The organism is Nocardia pneumoniae NBRC 100136 (assembly GCF_000308755.1).
In the GTDB taxonomy this organism is placed as follows: domain Bacteria; phylum Actinomycetota; class Actinomycetes; order Mycobacteriales; family Mycobacteriaceae; genus Nocardia; species Nocardia pneumoniae.
In genome coordinates this window covers 1-17586 of sequence record NZ_BAGF01000041.1, presented here as the reverse complement: position 1 = coordinate 17586, position 17586 = coordinate 1, and the positions used below count along the sequence as shown (strand labels likewise).

Genomic DNA, 17586 nt, shown 5'->3' with positions numbered 1-17586 from the left:
CGTTCAGAGTTCGGATAAACGCGGCGGCGGAGCGCCGTGCGGCAGACGCGGACCCACCGCGACGAGGCTGCCGGGTTTGCGGCCGCGACCCCACCCGAGCTCCTTGCGGTAGCGACCGATGTGGTCGTCGCGGACCGCGTCGTGATCGGGCAGCGGCGTCGCTTCGGGGTCGACGTACAGCGCGTCCACGGGGCAGTACGCCTCGCACATGAAACAGGTCTGGCAATCGGATTGCCGTGCGATGACCGGGATGCCGCTGTCGGTGCGATCGAAGACGTTCGTCGGGCACACTTCCACGCACTTGTCGCAGCCGATGCAGTCGCCCGCGCGCAAGATCTCGATCATCACGCCACCGCCAGGGTGGTGTTGGCCGTCGGCGCGGTCGCGGTCCACACCTCGTCGAGTCCGCCGGACAGGATGTGATGATGCTGCGCCGGATCCAGATCCGGATGGTCGGCGCGCTTGCTCATACCGCGGGTCTCGGTGCGCGCCAGCGTCGACCGATACATCAACCGGCCCACCGCCGTGATCGCGGCAGCCTGCCGCGCCCGCACACGCTCGTCTCCGGTGCCGCCACCCAGGCCACGGGCGGCGCGCTCCCACACGCTGTCCAATTCCGCGAGCGCGGGCCGGATGCGATCCCCATGCCGCAGGTAGTTCTTCTCGAACGGAATCAACTCCTGCTGCGCGGCTTCGACGATGTCCTGCGCCCGGACCGATTCCGAGCTCTCCGGACGCAAACCGGTCCGCCCGGCGCCACGGAGAACGGAAACGGAGGCGCGCGCCGACCCCAGCGCGAACGCGGCCGCGCCACGACCGGCCCAGCTACCCGACGACATCGCCCATGCCGAGTTGTGGCTGCCGCCGCCGGTGAACCCACCGCAGATCCGCTCGCGGGTCGCGGCGTCACCGGCGGCATACAGGCCGGGGACCGTGGTGGCGCAGTCGTCGTCGACCACATCGATACCGCCCGTGCCGCGGACGGTGCCCTCCGCCAGCAGATCCACCTCGAACCGGTCGGTGAACGGGTTGATGCCGCGGCGGTCGAACTGGAGGAAGAAGTTCGGCTGCCCCAACCGCATCTGCGCCTGCACGGCGGCGTCGGCGCGATCGAGCTGCGCGAACACCTTCTCCCGCAACAGAGTTCGCGCGATCACCGAGCGACCCTTGGTCGACCCCGCGCCCTCGAGCACCCGCCCGTCCTCGTGGAAGAACGTCGCGTAACCGTAATAGGCGGTCTTCGTGATCGTCGACCCCTTCGGCACGATCGCGTACGCGTTGGAGAACTCCATACCGGAGAAGCGCGCACCCACTTCGGCCGCCATCAGCGCACCGTCACCGGTGTCGACATTGGTGCCCAGCGCCCGCGACAGGAACGCACACCCGCCACTCGCGAGGACCACCGCACCGGCGGCGACGCGATAGTCGCGGTCGGTGCGGCGCTGGTAACCCGCGGCGCCGCGCACGACACCATCGTCATCGACCAGCAATTCCAGCGCGGGCGAGTGGTCGAGAATGCGCACCCCCACCCGCTTCACCCACGCACGCATCCGGCGCATGTACTCCGGACCTTGCACACCGGTGCGAATCTGCGCACCGGTGTTCGGGTCCACCGGAAACGGATACCGTCCCTCCACCGCGAGACGATTCATGTTCGCGTAGGTCTGCTCGAGTACCCGGTCCATCCAGTAGTGATCGGCCAAATGCCCGCCCAGCGCCTCCCGGCTGGCTTTCGCGTTCGCCCGCGCGGTCGCCTCCGGCGAGACGTACCACACACCGGTACCGGACGGGGCGGTCGCGCCGCTGGTGCCGCAGTAGCCCTTGTCCACCAACGTCACCTCGGCACCGGCCTCGCGAGCGTGGATCGCGGCCCAGCAGGCGGCCGGACCGCCGCCGATCACCAGGACATCGGTACTGATCTGCAACGGATCACTCATGCGTCTGCTCCTGTCGGTGCTTCGGGATTCACGCCGAGTGCGAGCAGCAGCCGGCGGCGGAGTGCGGAGAATTCGGGGTCGACCACCGAACGCGGCCGAGCGACGGCGATATCGAACGATTCGGCGATGCGGCCCTCGCGCAACACGAGCGCACGATCGGCCAGCAGCAACGCCTCCTCCACGTCATGGGTCACCAGCAGCACCGACTGCCGGTGCAGCGACCACAGACGAGCCACCAGGGCCTGGACTTTCAGCCGGGTCAGCGCGTCGAGCGCCCCGAACGGCTCATCCAGCAGCAGGAGTTCCGGATTACGGACCAGCGCCCTGGCCAGCGCCACACGCTGCGCTTCACCACCGGACAGCGTCGCGGGCCACACATCCGCCTTCGCGGTCAGCCCGACCTCCTCCAGCGCCGTCAGCGCACGCGCGTTGGTGGCCCCGTCGACACCGAGAACGACATTGCGCCACACGGTGATCCAGGGAATGAGCCGATGCTCCTGGAACACGATCGCCTTCGATCGCGGCACCTGGAACGATCCGGTGAACCCGCGATCCAAGCCGCCGATCCCCCGCAGCAACGTGCTCTTGCCGGACCCGCTGGCGCCCAGCAGCGCGACGAACTCGCCCGGCGCGATATCGAGATCGACCTCGCGCAGTACCGCCCGGCCGCTGAAGGCGCGCGCCGCGCCGCGGATCCGGACCCCGGTCCCGATGGTGGCGGTCATCTACTCCCCCTCGAATCCGGTACGCCACGCCAGGAACCGGTGTTCCAGCACGCGCACGAACACATCGGTGAGCAACCCGAGGATCGCGTAGATCACCAGGACCAGGAAGATCTGATCGGTCCGCAGGAACTCTTTGGCGTCGTTCATCAGGAACCCCAGGCCGACCGGTGTCGTCTGCATCTCCGCGACGACCAAGGTGAGCCAGCCGATGCCCAGCGCCTGCCGCAGTCCCACGAAGATCTGCGGCAACGCGCCGGGCAGGATGATCTTCGTGGTGAGCTCGAACCGGTTGAGCCCCAGCGACTCCCCGGCCTCCACCAGACGCCGGTCCACACCCCGGATCCCGGCCAGCACGTTCACATAGATCGGGAAGATCGGCGCCACGATGATCAGCGCGATCTTGAACGAATCACCGATCCCGAACCAGATGATGAACACCGGCACCAACGCCAAGGTCGGCAGCATCCGCAACGCCTGCAACGGACCGTTGACCAGATCCTCGGCGATCCGGAACAGCCCCGCGGCCACACCGAAGAACAATCCGAGCCCGATGCCGATCGCGAGCCCGACCGCGACCCGCCGAGCGGACGCCGCCAGATGCTGCCACAGTTCACCGGAACGAATCAGCTCCCACCCGGCCTCGAGCACCTCGGTCGGCGCGGGAGTGGTCGTACCCAGCCAGGACCGGGCGCCCAACTGCCAGATGACCAGCGCCAGTACGAGACCGGAGGACGCTCGAACCAAGCCGAGGGCACGCCGGGTCAACGGCGTCGGAGGGTCGGTGATCGGTGCGATCGAAGGGGAAGGTGGCGCCGATGTGGTCGGATCCAACTGCAATGTCATCGGACACGGTCCTCACACGAGAAGTACTGTCCGGAACAGTAAGGCCCGCGATCCATGCACAGAATGGTTGCGATCACCGCGATCCTGAATTGGCGCCCACCGCAAGAAACGAGGTAAACATTGCTCTTCCTCGCCGTCAGCAGGCGAGATACCCGCCGACCGCGCCGCGTCATCGACCGGGCATGGAATTTGCCAAGCGGTCCGAATCAGGCGAAATACCTACCAGTCCCGCTGAGCCAAATGGCTGAGGTCAATCGGCTGGCTCCAGACAACTGCGACGGGTTTTCCCGGAGGACCGGACCTATCGCCGAGCGATCCGGGTTGGCGCGGTACAGAGAGCGATCAGACGCGCTCGGCCGGTTCATCCATGGCCAGCCCGTCGCGCTGATCCGTTGCCCGGAAGCGCTTTTCGCCGAGACGCTCGGCGAGAGCGGGCAGGATGTCCGAGCATCCCGCGTCCAGCCTGAGCGCGGCCAGCTCATCGCCACGGGTGCGGCCGCGATTGACGATGACGACCGGACGCCCGCGCTTGACCGCATGACGGACGAAGCGCAGCCCGGACATCACCGTCAGCGACGACCCGGCGACCAGCAGCGCGTCCGCCGCGTCGACGAGCTCGTAGGCCGCGGCGACCCGCTCCTTCGGCACGTTCTCCCCGAAGTACACGATGTCGGGCTTGAGCATGCCGCCGCAGCGTTCGCAGTCCACCATCCGGAAGCTCTCGGTATCGGTGACCACCGCGTCGGCGTCGGGTGCCACCTCGAGCCCGTTGGACGCCGCCTCGGCGAAGCCCGGATTGGCCGCCTCCAGCCGGTCGGCCAGCGCCATCCTGGAGACCAACGCCGCGCAGCTCAGGCAGCGCACCCGCGCATAGGTACCGTGCAGGTCGATCACCCGCCGATGGCCCGCCTTGGTGTGCAACAGGTCCACGTTCTGCGTGATCAGCCCGGTGACCACACCCATCCGCTCCAACCGCGCCAGCGCCCGATGCCCGGGATTGGGACGCGAACCGTCCATACGCCGCCACCCGACGTGGTTGCGCGCCCAATACCGCTGCCGGAACGCCGCGTCACCGACGAACTGCTGGTAGGTCATCGGGTTGCGCGGCGGCGACGACGGACCGCGATAATCGGGTATCCCGCTGTCGGTCGAGATCCCCGCACCGGTCAGCGCGACCACCCGGCGCCCGTCGAGCAACTCCACCAGCCGCTCGATCCCGGCGCCGGAATCTGCCCGCGCGAACTCCGACATGCCGTTCAGCGTACGGCGGCCGCCACCCCGAAGGCCCCAGCGCACCTCGGGCCGCCCGTTCGGCGAGGTCAGACGCGCCGCATCACCGAAACGACCTTCCCGAGCACCACCGCCTCGTCGCCATCGATCACGTCGTAGGCCGGGTTGCGCGGCTCCAAGTACACATGCCCATTGCGCCGCCGATACACCTTCACCGTCGCCTCCCCGTCGATCATCGCCGCGACGATCTCCCCGGAATGCGCCTCCTGCTGCTTGCGGACCACCACGATATCGCCGTCGCAGATGGCCGCGTCGATCATCGAATCACCGCGCACCCGCAGTCCGAACACCGTGCCGCGCCCGACGAGCTCGCGCGGCAACGTCAGCACGTCGTCGGTGTGCTCCTCGGCCAGGATCGGCGCGCCCGCCGCGATATCGCCGACCACCGGCACCGCCACCGAATCCTCCGCCGCTTCCCGCCGCGCCGGGCCCGGCACGAACATCCGCACATCAATCGGACGCGACACCGACCGGCTTCGGCGCAGAAAACCGCGCTCCTCCAGGCTTTTCAGATGCTTGGACACCGACGACGCCGATCGCAGCCCCACCGCGTCGCCGATCTCCCGCGTGCTCGGCGGATACCCGTACCGGACCACCCAATCCCGAATCGTGGCGAGAATCCGCTGCTGTCGCGGCGGCAACGTCGAGGTGTCGAGATGCTCGAACGCGTCGAGCTGGTCGTATCCGGTCACCCGGGGAATGGTAGAGGGACGGACCGACGATCCGCGTCGCCCGGCACGGCGAACAGCGCCCGATCCGGTTCGGGAACCCAGCAGGAGGCCGCGATGTCCCGGTTGTAGTTGTCCGCCACGTGTTCGATCAAGTGCGGCAATCCCGGATGCCGGTTGTCCGCCTCCCACAGCAGTGCCAGCGGATACGCCGGAGTGGGATCCATGATCATCAGCCGCCGCACGTTCGGATGCCATGGCGTCGGTCCGCCGTCTCCGGTGAAGGTCATCAGCGACGACGAGCCCGCGACGCGTTCGACGATCTCCGCCAAACCCGCCAACCGGCCTGTCGTGTCGATCGGAATCCCGCTGAAAGCGCTGAAGTCTCGATAGAAGTCCGCCCATTCCGACGGCACGGCCGCGCCCGGCACCCACACCGAATGCCCGGCGATCTCCCGCAACGCGATCGTGGAGCGGGCCGCGAAAGGGTGATCCTTGCCGACGAGCAGACACAAAGGCTCCAGATAGGCGGGGGCGGCGACGATGCCCGCAGGCAGCCGCACGGGACCACCGTGAGCGCGGGCCAATGCCGCGTCCACGTGCCCGCCGCGCAGCGCCTCCCGCGACGTCGTGATCACGTTCGAGATGACGACCTCGGTGTCGGAATGCGGATGACGAGCAAGGTAGAACTCCATCAGCTCGGTCGCGGCTGTGCGCTTGCCGAGCACCGCGACCCGCAACGGCCGTGTCTCCTCCCGCACCGCGCGCACCGCCGCGTCGACACCAGCCAGCAGCGCCCGCGCGTGCGGCAGCAATCGGGCGCCCGCGCCGGTCGGCACGCTGCTACCGTGCCCACGCTCGAAAAGAACTGCGCCCAGCTGGGATTCGAGCTTCGCGATGCGTTTGGACACCGCCTGCTGACTGACACCGAGCACGGCGGCGGCGTGCCCGAACTGCTCTTCCTCCACCACCGCGACGAACGCGCGCAGCGCCGCCGTATCGAGATCCATCAACCGCTCCATCGACAACTATGAGCTGTGGGCTCCTACACCCACCCGGGCCAGGATGCTGACCGGTTCACCACCTCAGCGCACTCAAAATACAACCGAAATGCGGCAAACCGGCAGCGGCAACGGCCCATCCGCCAATTCGGCAGGCCCCACCTAGACGAACAACGCATGGTTGTGATCCGCCTGCGGATGGTTGTTTGACCGACCGTCCGCTGGCCGCTTTGATCTCGCGGGTCGATATCGGTGTTCGAACGAGACAACCAGGGGGCCTCGGAGCATGGCCAGAAGCAAGTCGTTGGGTAAGCCGTTCGGATGGCTCTGGGCCGCATACGCCGTCAGCACCTTCGGCACCTGGCTCGCCTTCGACGCGTTCACCTTGATCGCGATTCTCGTCCTGCACGCCGGACCGGCCCAGGTGGCGGCGCTGGCCGCCGCGGGGCTCGCCGTAGGAGCCGTGGTCGCCGCACCGCTCGGCCCCTGGGTGGAGTTCCGCCGCAAGCGGCCGGTCATGGTCATGATGGACCTCACCCGGTGCGTGGCCTTGCTCAGCGTCCCCGTCACCTACGCACTGGGCTGGCTGACCTTCCTCCAGCTGTTGCTCGTGTCGATCGTGGTGGCCGCGGCCGACATCGCGTTCAAGGCGGCCAGCGGCGCCTATCTGAAAGCGCTGGTCCAGCCGGAGGAGCTGCTCGTCGCGAACGGGCGCTTCGAGTCGACGATGTGGACCGCCACCGCGCTGGGACCACCGGTCGGCGGAGCCGCGGTCGGGCTGTTCGGTCCGGTGACGGCCGTGATCGCCAACGCGATCAGCTTCCTCCTGTCCGCCATAGGGATTCGGGCGATCCGCGGAACGGAACAGCCTCCCGCACGAGCCCAGGTACTACGCGTCGATGATCTGGTCGAAGGATGGCGCTGCATCCTGACCCATCCGGCCCTGCGCCCGATGTTCTTCCACACGCTCCTCGTCAACGGACTGATCACCGCCACCACACCGCTGCTCGCCCTCCTCATGATCGATCGCCTCGGGTTCGCCACCTGGCAGTACGGGCTCGCGTTCGGAGCGCCCTGCGTCGGCGGCCTCGCCGGGGCACGACTCAGCCGTCGGCTCGTCCCACGGTTCGGGCAGCACACAGTCATGCACATCGCCGGGACCCTCCGTGTGTGCTGGCCGATCGGGTTGGCCCTCATCGGCCCGGGCGCAGGCGGTCTCGTCCTCGTGCTGGCCCTCCAGTTGTGTCTGGTCACCTGTATGGGCGTATTCAATCCGGTGTTCGCCACCTACCGGCTCCATCGGACGCCGACCGACCGAGTCACCCGCACACTGTCCGCGTGGTCGATCACCAACAACGCCACCATCGCGGCGCTGACCATCCTCTGGGGCGTCTTGGCCCACAGCGTCGGTCTCCGCGCCGCGATCGCGATCGCCGGTCTGCTCCTGTTGGCGACCCCGCTCCTACTCCCTCGAAACGAGCACTCGGCGGCCGCTCGATCTGCCAGTCCTTCAGGCGGATAGACGACGCAACTCGAAGATACGGAATACGCGGCCGCCCGATAGTTCGTACTCCATCGCATAGCCCGGCCAGAACTCAACCGCCAGATCCCAGAACCGTTTGCGCTCGACGCCGGTGATCTCACGGACCGTGACCAGGAACCGTTCCCCTTTGCACCGGGCCGAAGCGGTGTCGGCGGCACGCAGGTTCGCCGACCACGCTGGATGTTCCGGCCTACCCCAATTCGACCCGAGCACAATGAAGTCCCGGCCGTGCGGGACATACAGCAGCGAGGTGGTGCGCGCGATCCCCGTCTTGCGGCCCGCCACGGTGATTTCGATCGACGGCAACCCCGCAAGGTCGAGCACGCCCATCCGGCCGCCGCTGACGCGGCGAACCAGCCGTTCCACCCGGAGCACGGCCGGGGCCCAGCGCATCACCCAACGCCGCTGGGCGAGCCACCGGGCCAGCGGCGGCAACGGATTCGAGACCATGCTCAAATCCTCACACGGCCCTGGTATCGGGGTGCATCGACGAGCCGCAACCGAGGGGCATCTCACAGACAGCATCAAACCCGCTTCTCCGTTGCGTGACGCGCGCGGCGATAGCGCGTTCCGCGATGCCTGGCCCTCCTCTTCTTTGCGGATTTTATTTGTTGTGAGCCTGCTGGGTCGGTGTGCATGGTGGATGGAGATATATAGTTAGATGCTAATATCTACGTATCGACATGATCGTTCTAGCCTGTTGCCCAGCGCGTACCGTTCCGGCCCGATTGCTCGCAGCACGTTTGCCCCAAAATCGCGCCTCTGCCCACCCCGAGTGTCGAGGCGCTCCGTGCGACTCCTCTCCCCCACTTCGGCGAAAACGGACAATTGACCAGTTACCCTGTTCCCCGTGGTATCGCCCGCCCGGTCCCCGCACCGGAGGTCCACGAGCACCCGTCACCCGTCTCGGAACAGGAGTTCGATGCGATCACATCGCCGCCGCCTCGTGGCCGTGCTCGCGGCAGTCACCGCGGCACTCATCGGGAGCACCACCCATGCCTCCGCGCGGCCGGAGCCACCGGCTCAGGTAGCGCCGATGGGCCCGGATTTTCTCTGGGGCGTCGCCGCGTCGGGATACCAATCGGAGGGTCACGCCCCCGACAGCAACTGGTCCCGCTACGTCGCGTCCGGTAAAACCGCTGACCCGTATCGGGATTCGATCGACTTCTACACGCGCTACCGGTCGGATATCGCCCTGGCGGCCGACTTGGGCGTCAAGGTCTATCGAGTCGGCATCGAGTGGGCCCGCCTCCAGCCCGAGCCCGGCAGGTGGGACCCGGACGGGCTGACGTTCTACGACAACGTGGTCGCCGCCATCACGGCCGCGGGCATGCGCCCGATGCTCACCATCGATCACTGGGTGTATCCCGGGTGGGCGGTCGACCGCGGCGGGTGGGACAACCCGGGCATTGTCGAGAACTGGCTGACCAACGCGCGTGCCGTCGTGGACCGCTACGCCTTGTACGACCCGCTGTGGGTGACGTTCAACGAGCCCACGTTCTATCTGGTCAACGAGCTGCGTCACGGCGGAATCGCGCCGACCTCGGCGCCCGCCATGCAGGACCGAATCGCCGAGGCGCACAACGACATCTATGACTATATCCACCACGCACGGCCGAATGCGATGGTGACCAGCAACGTCGCCTACATACCCGGCGGCGAGGACGCGGTGAACAAGCCGCTGGTCGATAAGATCAGCGCCAAACTCGATTACATCGGCATCGATTACTACTACGGCCTGTCCCCCGACAACATCACCGGCATGATGAACTTCACCGAGCTGTGGAAGAACCCCTTGCAGCCGGAAGGCATCTACTATGCGCTGCAACACTATTCGCGCCAATTTCCCGGCAAGCCGCTCTACATCGTCGAGAACGGCATGCCCACGGAGAACGGCATGCCGCGCGCGGATGGATACGGCCGCGCCGACTCACTCCGCGACACCGTCTACTGGCTCCAGCGCGCCAAGGCGGACGGCATGAACCTGATCGGTTACAACTATTGGAGCCTCACCGACAATTACGAGTGGGGTTCCTACACACCGCGTTTCGGTCTCTACACCGTCGACGTGCTGACCGATCCCACGTTGACCCGCAAGCCCACCGACGCGGTGGCGGCGTATTCGGCCATCACGCGGTCCGGCGGCGTCACGCCCGACTATCGACCCACCCGCGCGCCGAAGGACTGCTCACTGGTCGACGTGCCCGCCAGCTGTATCGACCCCGTCACCGTCCCGCGATGACACGTCCTGATCGCACCACCGAGAGGAAGCAGAGGATGTCCGACGATCCCGTCGCGGTGCTGCGCCGCTGGCACGACGCCGGTGGGGTCTGGCGGGTGGTCGGCCGCCGCGCCGGTGCGGTCACCGTCGCACTCTTCCCGTGCACCGGCGGCGCCGAAGTCGACCGGCTGACCTCCGCCGATCCCGGCCTGATCCGTTTCCTCGGCGACCGCGCGAGCAGCGAGGACTGAAGCCGTCGGCTAACCCTCGGCCGGTGCGTCCGCGAGGTGCGCGGTCGCGCCCGACCAGAGCCGCTCGAGCACTCGCGCGACCGGTTCCACGGCGGTGACCAGACCGACGCCCTGCCCGGCGTCGATCGGCGCCACAGCCGGATCGTCCGCGGCGATCGCGGCGGCCAGCGCCGCTCTGGCGGATCGATCCGCGGCGAGCTCGTCCTCGCGACCGGTCCACCGATCGGTGAACTCGGTCCGCAGCACTCGCGCGGGAAAGCGTGTAGGCCAGGGCAATTCCATTCCCACGTCGTAGGCGCGGGTCAGGACGGTGTCCTCGCCACGCGCGGCAAGCAGCGCTCGCCGCCCCGCCTCCGACAGCAACGATTCCTCGCATGCCGCGAGGCAGGTGCCCAGCCATGCTCCCGTCGCGCCCGCTCGCAGCACGGCGGCCACGCTCGACGGCGTGCCGATTCCGCCCGCCGCGAGCACCGGAACCGACGCGACGTCCAGCACTTCGTCCAGAAGTGGCAGCAACGTCGAGGTCACGGCGCCATGACCGCCGCCTTCCACGCCGCGGGCCACCAGGACGCCGACGCCCGCGTCCTGCGCACGCCGCGCGTCCTGCACGCTGTACACCTGCGTCGCCGCGACGATCCCCGCGTCCGTGACCGTGGTTGCCCAGTCGAGGTCGGCGCCGAAACTCACCGAGATCAACGCGGGCCGCGCCGCGATGGCGGCCTCCAGTAATTCCGGCTCCGCGGCGACCACCCAGTCGACCAAGCCGATGCCGAACGGGCCGTCGATGCCGTGGACATGCGGCAGTTCCCGTTCCAGCGCACGGACTGATCCGGCGCTGCCCATCCCGATCATGCCGAGGCCGCCGGCGGCGGTCACCGCCGCGGCGAGCCGTCCGCCGGCCACACCGCCCATCGGCGCGTTGACCAGCGGTATTCGCGCGCCGATCCGGTGTGCCCAGGCAAGCGGGGCACGCGGTCCCGGCGCGGGTGGTAGTCGTTCGTCGTGATCCTTCACGCGCTCCATCGCAACATAGTCGGGTTCGAGATCGCACTCGGTCCTCGTTGTCCCGGATAGGTCACCCGGCGATCTCCCGCACGCATGATGGGTCAGACGCGATACCCGAGCATGTCCAGCAGCGCGTCGAGTTGGTGTTCGAACAATTCGTCCCGGTCAGCGAAGGTCGCGGCACCGTACATGTCGAAGACGTCCGCGCTCACCGCGCCGAACAAGCCGACCCAGAACGTCACGCCGCGCACGACCAGCCAGTCGGGCAAATCGAGCTGGAACTCGTCCCGGATCCGCGCGAAGCTGCCTGCCAGCGCAGCGGACACGCGCGGCTCTCGGCTCGGCGCCGCGAGCCTGCCCGCCGCGTTGGCGCGGGCGAACAGGGTTTGCATGGTGGCGATCACCCGCGTGCCCGGCGCGACGGTCTCCGCCGCGGGCGCCTCGTAGCCGGGCACCGGCGTGCCGAACAACAATCCGTAGCGTGCCGGTTCGGCCAGCGCCCACCTGCGCACGGTGCGGCCGAGAATGCGCAGGCGGTCGATCGGATCCTCCGCGGCGTCGGCCAGCGCGGCGTCCACCGCGTCGCCGAGTGCGTTGTAACCATCGACCACCAGCAGCGTGAGCAGTTCGTCGCGACTGCGGACGTACCGGTAGACGGCCGAGGAGACCACCCCGAGGTCGCGCGCCACCGCACGCAGGGAGAGCGCGGCGGCGCCGTCGGTCGCCAGGTGTTCACGCCCGATCCGGACGATGTCGTTCATGGTCTGAGCCCTGGCGCGGGCGCGGGGTGTGGTCGGCATAGCACAGACCATGCTCGTCCGAGAGAGCGATGTCAACTATTGAGAGCATTGCTCGCATCGCTGGGTGTGGACGCCCCCTCCCCGCGCGGCGGCGGAGTGATCCACGCGACTTGCGAACCGTTACTTACCCGGGAGTAGTGTTACCCCTGTCACTGGCGACACGATGAGGAGTTCCACATGGACCAGCGGACGACGGATTTCGACGTGCTGATCGTCGGTTCGGGGTTCGGCGGCAGCGTCACCGCGCTTCGGCTGGTGGAGAAGGGGTACAAAGTCGGCGTGCTGGAGGCGGGGCGGCGCTTCGCCGACGACGAGCTGCCCAAGACCAGCTGGGAGCTGAAGAAGTTCCTCTGGGCGCCCGCGCTGGGCTGCTACGGCATCCAGCGCATCCATCCGCTGCGCAACGTCCTCATCCTCGGCGGCGCCGGTGTCGGCGGCGGATCGTTGAACTACGCGAACACCCTGTACGTGCCGCCGGAGCCGTTCTTTCGGGATGCCCAGTGGCGGGACATCACCGACTGGCGCGAGGAGCTGACGCCGTACTACGAGCGGGCGCAGAAGATGCTCGGCGTGGTGCGCAACCCGCATATGACGCCCGCCGACGAGGTCTTCAAGTCCGTCGCCGACGACATGGGGGTCGGCGACACGTTCGTCCAGACGCCGGTGGGCGTGTTCTTCGGTGAGCCGGGCAAGACCGTCCCCGACCCGTACTTCGGCGGCGTCGGCCCTGAGCGCACCGGCTGCGTCGAATGCGGCGACTGCATGGTGGGCTGCAAGTACGGCGCGAAGAACACCCTCGTCAAGAACTACCTGTATCTCGCCGAAAAAGCCGGGGCCGAGGTCATTCCGATGACCACGGTCACCGCGATCCGGCCGCATCCCGACGGGACCTGGGACGTGTCCACCGTCCGCACCGGCGCGTGGGTGCGCAAGAACCCGCGAACGTACACCGCGGCGCATGTGGTACTCGCCGCCGGAACGCGTGGCACGCAGAAGCTGCTGTTCGCGATGCGCGACAAGGGGGTGTTGCCGAACCTGTCGGACCGGCTCGGCGTGCTGACGCGCACCAACTCCGAGTCGATCGTCGGCGCGGCGACCAAGAAGGTCGCCCCTGGCGTCGACTTCACCAAGGGTGTGGCGATCACCTCCTCGATCCACCCCACCCCCGACACCCACATCGAGCCGGTCCGTTACGGCAAGGGCTCCAACTCCATGGGGCTGCTGCAGACCCTCATGGTCGACGGCGGCGGCCGCATCCCGCGCTGGCTACGCTTCCTCGGCATGGTGCTGCGGCATCCGATGGACCTGCTCAGCTTCCTGAGCACCAAGAACTGGAGCGAGCGCACCATCATCTCGCTGGTCATGCAGCATCTGGACAACTCGATCACCACCTACACCAAGCGCGGACTGTTCGGGCGCAAACTCACCAGCAAGCAGGGGCACGGCGAGCCCAATCCGACCTGGATCCCCGTCGGCAACGACGTGACCAGGCGGGTCGCCGAGAAGATCGGCGGCATCCCCGGCGGCAGCTGGGGCGAGATCGTCAACATTCCGCTCACGGCCCACTTTCTCGGCGGCGCGGTGATCGGCGCCGACGCCGAGCACGGGGTGATCGATGGCTACCACCGCGTGTACGGCTACCCGACGCTCAGCGTCGTGGACGGTGCGGCGGTCTCGGCCAACCTGGGTGTGAACCCCTCGCTGACCATCACCGCACAGGCCGAGCGGGCGGCGGCGTACTGGCCGAACAAGGGCGAGGTGGACACGCGGCCTCCGATGGGCGCTGGGTATCGGCGGATCGCCCCGGTCGCGCCGGTCAACCCGGTGGTTCCGGCGAGTTCGCCCGCGGCGCTGAAGCTTCCGATCGTCGAGATCCGGGAGACACCGGCGGCCGGGTAGGAGTGGGGCGACCGGTGTGCACGATCGGACGGATCGAGATACCCGAACCTTCCGCGCAGCAATCTGACCTCAACTAGCCTTTAACTGGTCTTTTGTCGCTACGAAAGCCAGGAGGCGACCCGTGAGCACACTCCGGCGCGCACTGCTCGGTCCCATGGCGATGGCGACCGCCGTCATTCTCGCCGTGTCGGGATGCGGCGACGACTCTCCCCTTGGCGACACGCCGTCCGGCTCGGCAATGCCCAATCAGATTGCGGGAGTCCCGATCCCGGACGGCCAGCTCGACGACGCGGTGGCCGAACTGGACGACCTCGCCGAAGGCCTGCTCACCTCCTCCGGCGTCCCCGGCATGGCGGTCGCCGTGGTGCACGGCGGAAAAGTGGTCTACGGCAAGGGCTTCGGTGTCCGAAACGTCATTACCGAAGAGAAGGTGGACGCGGACACGGTCTTCCAGCTCGCGTCGGTTTCCAAGCCGATCGGCGCGACGGTCGTCGCCCGCCGGATCGCAGCCGGTGGCCTCGAGTGGGACACCCCGGTGCACAGGCTGCTGCCCTCGTTCGCGCTCGCCGATCCGTACGTCACCGAGCACGTCACCATCGGGGACCTGTACGCACACCGCTCCGGGCTCCCCGATCACGCGGGCGACCTGCTGGAAGACCTCGGCTACGACCGTCAGCAGGTGATCGACCGGCTGCGACTGCTGCCATTGGGCGCCTTCCGGGACTCCTACGAGTACACCAATTTCGGTCTGACCGCGGCCGCCGTCGCCGTGGCATCGGCCGCGGGCACCGACTGGGAGACGTTGTCGGAGCAAACCATCTACGACCCGCTCGGTATGGATTCGACCAGCTCGCGCTACGCCGACTTCATCGCCCGAGCCAACCGCGCCGAGGGGCACGTCCTGGTCGACGGCAAGTACGCGGTGGCGAACCCGCCGCGCCAGCCCGACGCGCAGTCTCCGGCGGGCGGGGTCAGTTCGTCCGTCACCGACCTGGGCAAATGGATGGCGATGGTGCTGGCGAACGGGTCCGCGGGCGGCTCGGTGCTCGTGCCACCGGAGGATCTGCTGCCCGCCATCTCTCCGCAGGTGGTGTCGGCGCCGCCGAAAACGCCGGACGCGCGCGCCGGGTTCTACGGGTTCGGCTTCAACGTCAGCGACTCCCCGGCGGGGCGTGTGGTACTCGGTCATTCCGGTGCGTTCGGCCTGGGTGCGGGCACCGCGTTCACCCTGATCCCCTCCGCCGATGTGGGCATCGTGACATTGACCAACGCGGCGCCGATCGGCGTGCCCGAGACGCTCAACGCCGAGTTCGCCGATCTGGTCCAATTCGGGAAGATCCAACAGGACTGGCGCACGCTGTACCGGACGGCATTCCAACCGCTCAGCGCGCCGTCGGGCGCACTGGTCGGCAAACAACCGCCCTCCGATCCCGTTCCAGCGCGACCGCTGCCCAGTTACGCGGGCACCTATGACAACGCCTATTACGGACCGGCGATGGTCGGTGTCTCCGCTAATTCCCTGACCCTCACCTTGGGTCCGAAGAACATGACTTTCCCGCTGAAACATTGGAACGGCGACACCTTCGTCTTCACTCCCCCTGGCGAGAACGCCAACCAGGGCACCATCTCCCAGGCGACCTTCGACGGGGCCGAGCTCACGCTCGAGTACTACAACACCGAACAGCTCGGCGTCTTCATCCGCAAATAGGAATCAGCCGCGGCGCTACCGCGACTTGCCGTAATCCCATTGTGTCCGTACATCTTCCGAGGGAAGCCGCGCGAACGAGAACACTGGGCACTCGATGAGCGACTATCCAGCGATGGGGCGCACGCTCGGCGCTGGAGCGCGAGCGCGAGTCCGTACTATGGCGTCTGACTGTTACTAGCACTAAGGATTTCGTTGAAGGGCTCGACCATCGCGATGCTCGGCATCGCCGCTACCACGGCGTTCGGCATGACCGCCCCCGCCGCGACCGCTGATCAAGTCGCGGACAAATCTCGCGTCATCACCACCGAGGACGGCTGGGAACTGCAGATCAGCAAGACCGCGGAAGACGTTCAACGCGTACCCAATCTGGCCGCGACGCCATTCACCCGCGAAGGGTTCGTCACGTTGTCGGCGGCAGCCGATATCAGCGGTGTGGGCCGGGAGGCGGTGAATTCCGGGACGTTGCAGCTGGGATACCAGATCGGCTGCCAGGCCGATGTGTCCAACGGACTCACCGTCGGAATATCCGCGGCGATCGGCCCGAACGCGATGGTGACCGTCGCTCCCTCGCCCGGTCTCGCGGTCGGCGGCAGCGCGCTGGCCCTGCCGAACATGTCGACGACCATCAAACCCGGCACCATCAGCACCATCACGTTCGGCACGAAAACCCTTGCGGGGCCGCACGGTTCGATCTCCGTGGACCAGGTGCAGATCAAGATCGATGCGTGCGCGGGCGCGGTGAGCCTGCGCTCGTTCGCGATCGTGTCCATCTCCACCGCCACAGCCGACAATTCGGTCGCGGTCTACGGTGACCCGATATGGCTGTGATCCGGATGGTGGGGTGGCGGCGCTGGATCGCACCGGCCGGAACAACGGTTTCGCTGATCGTCGCCGCGGCGACGGCCTCCGCTGAACCCATCGTTCCGGTCAGTCCGCCGTCAGCATGCGCCGAAGCAGGCAGCGGGGCAGCGGATGCCGCGTGCGGCGATGCTCCGAAGGGGCGAGGCGGGCCCGCGATGTCGCAGACACCGCTGCCACTGCAGATGCTGGCTCCCCCGCCCGCACGGTCGACGCCGAGCACGAATACGCCTGCCGGTGCGCTGGTTCCGCCCGCGCCGGGCCAGGGCGGGGCCACTCCGATCGTGCCTGCCCGGTAACCAGGTGGTCCGTGGCGGCGGGCTTCCGCCCAGCCCGCCGGGCAGGAACGTGGGGCCGCGCAGCTCGCCGCTGTCCCATCCCCACAAAGGGGTGCGCCGCCGAACCGAGAAGCTTGCCGCGCGCCAGTTTTCTGCGCGGTGCGCGTGATCGCCCGGTCAGCCGATTCGACGGCTGACCGGGCGAGTTCGCGACCAGGCCGGAATTCACCCTCGGCGGGTCGGGTTCTCTCGCCATATCGTGGTCAGGATTTCGGCGATCTGGGCGAGTCCGGCGGCGGTGGTCATCTGCCAATGCGTCGTCGATACGGCATGGTTGTGGACCGTGCCGTCGACGACCTCACCCCAGAGTATGGCTCCGACACTACCGGTCGGGTCGTCCAAGGCGGCAGTGAAGTACACGACATCGCCCTGGTATGCCGACGGCCGGTAGGCGCTGCGCAGGGCCACGGAGTGCACCGCCGCGTCCAGGATCCTGGTGACCCGGTCGGCGCCGAAGGAGGCGAACGGTTCGGGCAGTTCGGTGAACATCTGCGGCAGC

Annotated in this window: 18 protein-coding genes; 7 read left to right on the top strand and 11 right to left on the bottom strand. The window is 67.8% G+C overall.

All coding sequences use genetic code 11. The annotated features are described in order from the left end of the window. Positions 1 to 3 precede the first annotated feature (3 nt). The 7 genes from ON34_RS12190 to ON34_RS12160 form a co-directional block, all read right to left on the bottom strand. On the bottom strand, positions 4 to 345 hold the full coding sequence (locus ON34_RS12190) for a 4Fe-4S dicluster domain-containing protein (protein WP_040778966.1): 342 nt from the start codon (positions 343 to 345) through the stop codon (positions 4 to 6). Next, on the bottom strand, positions 345 to 1937 hold the full coding sequence (locus ON34_RS12185; protein WP_040778624.1) for an FAD-dependent oxidoreductase: 1593 nt from the start codon (positions 1935 to 1937) through the stop codon (positions 345 to 347). Before ON34_RS12185 ends, ON34_RS12190 begins: the two co-directional genes overlap by 1 nt. Beyond that, positions 1934 to 2662 (bottom strand): ABC transporter ATP-binding protein, encoded by a 729-nt coding sequence (locus ON34_RS12180; protein WP_040778619.1) that lies wholly within the window; start codon positions 2660 to 2662, stop codon positions 1934 to 1936. Before ON34_RS12180 ends, ON34_RS12185 begins: the two co-directional genes overlap by 4 nt. Next, positions 2663 to 3505 (bottom strand): ABC transporter permease, encoded by an 843-nt coding sequence (locus tag ON34_RS12175; RefSeq protein WP_040778616.1) that lies wholly within the window; start codon positions 3503 to 3505, stop codon positions 2663 to 2665. A gap of 342 nt (positions 3506 to 3847) precedes the next feature. After that, positions 3848 to 4756, bottom strand: coding sequence for an NAD-dependent protein deacetylase (locus ON34_RS12170; protein WP_051022427.1), 909 nt, complete (start codon positions 4754 to 4756; stop codon positions 3848 to 3850). Positions 4757 to 4824: 68 nt separating this feature from the next. Beyond that, positions 4825 to 5487, bottom strand: coding sequence for a transcriptional repressor LexA (gene lexA, locus ON34_RS12165; RefSeq protein ID WP_040778614.1), 663 nt, complete (start codon positions 5485 to 5487; stop codon positions 4825 to 4827). Continuing rightward, positions 5484 to 6473, bottom strand: coding sequence for a LysR family transcriptional regulator (locus ON34_RS12160; RefSeq protein WP_245548000.1), 990 nt, complete (start codon positions 6471 to 6473; stop codon positions 5484 to 5486). Before ON34_RS12160 ends, lexA begins: the two co-directional genes overlap by 4 nt. Before the next feature lie 277 nt (positions 6474 to 6750). On the opposite strand from ON34_RS12160, the gene ON34_RS12155 reads away from it, so the two are divergent. Beyond that, complete coding sequence (locus ON34_RS12155) at positions 6751 to 7986, top strand: MFS transporter (RefSeq protein ID WP_040778611.1); 1236 nt, start codon at positions 6751 to 6753, stop codon at positions 7984 to 7986. Here ON34_RS12155 and ON34_RS12150 read toward each other — a convergent pair. After that, positions 7975 to 8457, bottom strand: a complete 483-nt coding sequence (locus tag ON34_RS12150) for a nitroreductase family deazaflavin-dependent oxidoreductase (RefSeq protein ID WP_051022465.1) — start codon at positions 8455 to 8457, stop codon at positions 7975 to 7977. The two genes, ON34_RS12155 and ON34_RS12150, sit on opposite strands and share 12 nt — an antisense overlap. 472 nt (positions 8458 to 8929) lie before the next feature. Between ON34_RS12150 and ON34_RS12145 the strand changes: the two genes are divergently transcribed. Next, complete coding sequence (locus tag ON34_RS12145) at positions 8930 to 10249, top strand: family 1 glycosylhydrolase (protein WP_040778609.1); 1320 nt, start codon at positions 8930 to 8932, stop codon at positions 10247 to 10249. A 35-nt stretch (positions 10250 to 10284) separates the two neighbouring features. After that, positions 10285 to 10479 (top strand): hypothetical protein, encoded by a 195-nt coding sequence (locus tag ON34_RS12140; protein WP_040778954.1) that lies wholly within the window; start codon positions 10285 to 10287, stop codon positions 10477 to 10479. Positions 10480 to 10488: 9 nt separating this feature from the next. Here ON34_RS12140 and ON34_RS12135 read toward each other — a convergent pair whose 3' ends face one another. Next, positions 10489 to 11502 carry an NAD(P)H-dependent flavin oxidoreductase gene (locus tag ON34_RS12135; RefSeq protein ID WP_083889347.1) on the bottom strand — a complete coding sequence of 338 codons (1014 nt, stop codon included), beginning with the start codon at positions 11500 to 11502 and terminating at the stop codon, positions 10489 to 10491. Positions 11503 to 11585: 83 nt separating this feature from the next. After that, positions 11586 to 12284: a TetR/AcrR family transcriptional regulator gene (locus ON34_RS12130; RefSeq protein ID WP_040778606.1), complete on the bottom strand. Its 699-nt coding sequence runs from the start codon at positions 12282 to 12284 to the stop codon at positions 11586 to 11588. Positions 12285 to 12461: 177 nt separating this feature from the next. On the opposite strand from ON34_RS12130, the gene ON34_RS12125 reads away from it, so the two are divergent. From ON34_RS12125 to ON34_RS36005, 4 genes are all read left to right on the top strand, one after another. Next, positions 12462 to 14183, top strand: coding sequence for a GMC oxidoreductase (locus ON34_RS12125; RefSeq protein WP_040778603.1), 1722 nt, complete (start codon positions 12462 to 12464; stop codon positions 14181 to 14183). Positions 14184 to 14337: 154 nt separating this feature from the next. Further along, on the top strand, positions 14338 to 15891 hold the full coding sequence (locus ON34_RS12120; protein ID WP_040778948.1) for a serine hydrolase: 1554 nt from the start codon (positions 14338 to 14340) through the stop codon (positions 15889 to 15891). Positions 15892 to 16083: 192 nt separating this feature from the next. Continuing rightward, entirely contained in the window at positions 16084 to 16719 is a 636-nt protein-coding gene (locus tag ON34_RS12115; RefSeq protein WP_245547999.1) for an MspA family porin, read from the top strand. Further along, positions 16710 to 17048: a hypothetical protein gene (locus ON34_RS36005; protein ID WP_157172278.1), complete on the top strand. Its 339-nt coding sequence runs from the start codon at positions 16710 to 16712 to the stop codon at positions 17046 to 17048. The genes ON34_RS12115 and ON34_RS36005 overlap by 10 nt, the downstream gene beginning before the upstream one ends. Before the next feature lie 204 nt (positions 17049 to 17252). On the opposite strand, the gene ON34_RS12110 is transcribed toward ON34_RS36005, so the two are convergent. Then, positions 17253 to 17586: hypothetical protein (locus tag ON34_RS12110; RefSeq protein WP_040778597.1), on the bottom strand; the 334-nt coding region annotated here is incomplete at its 5' end.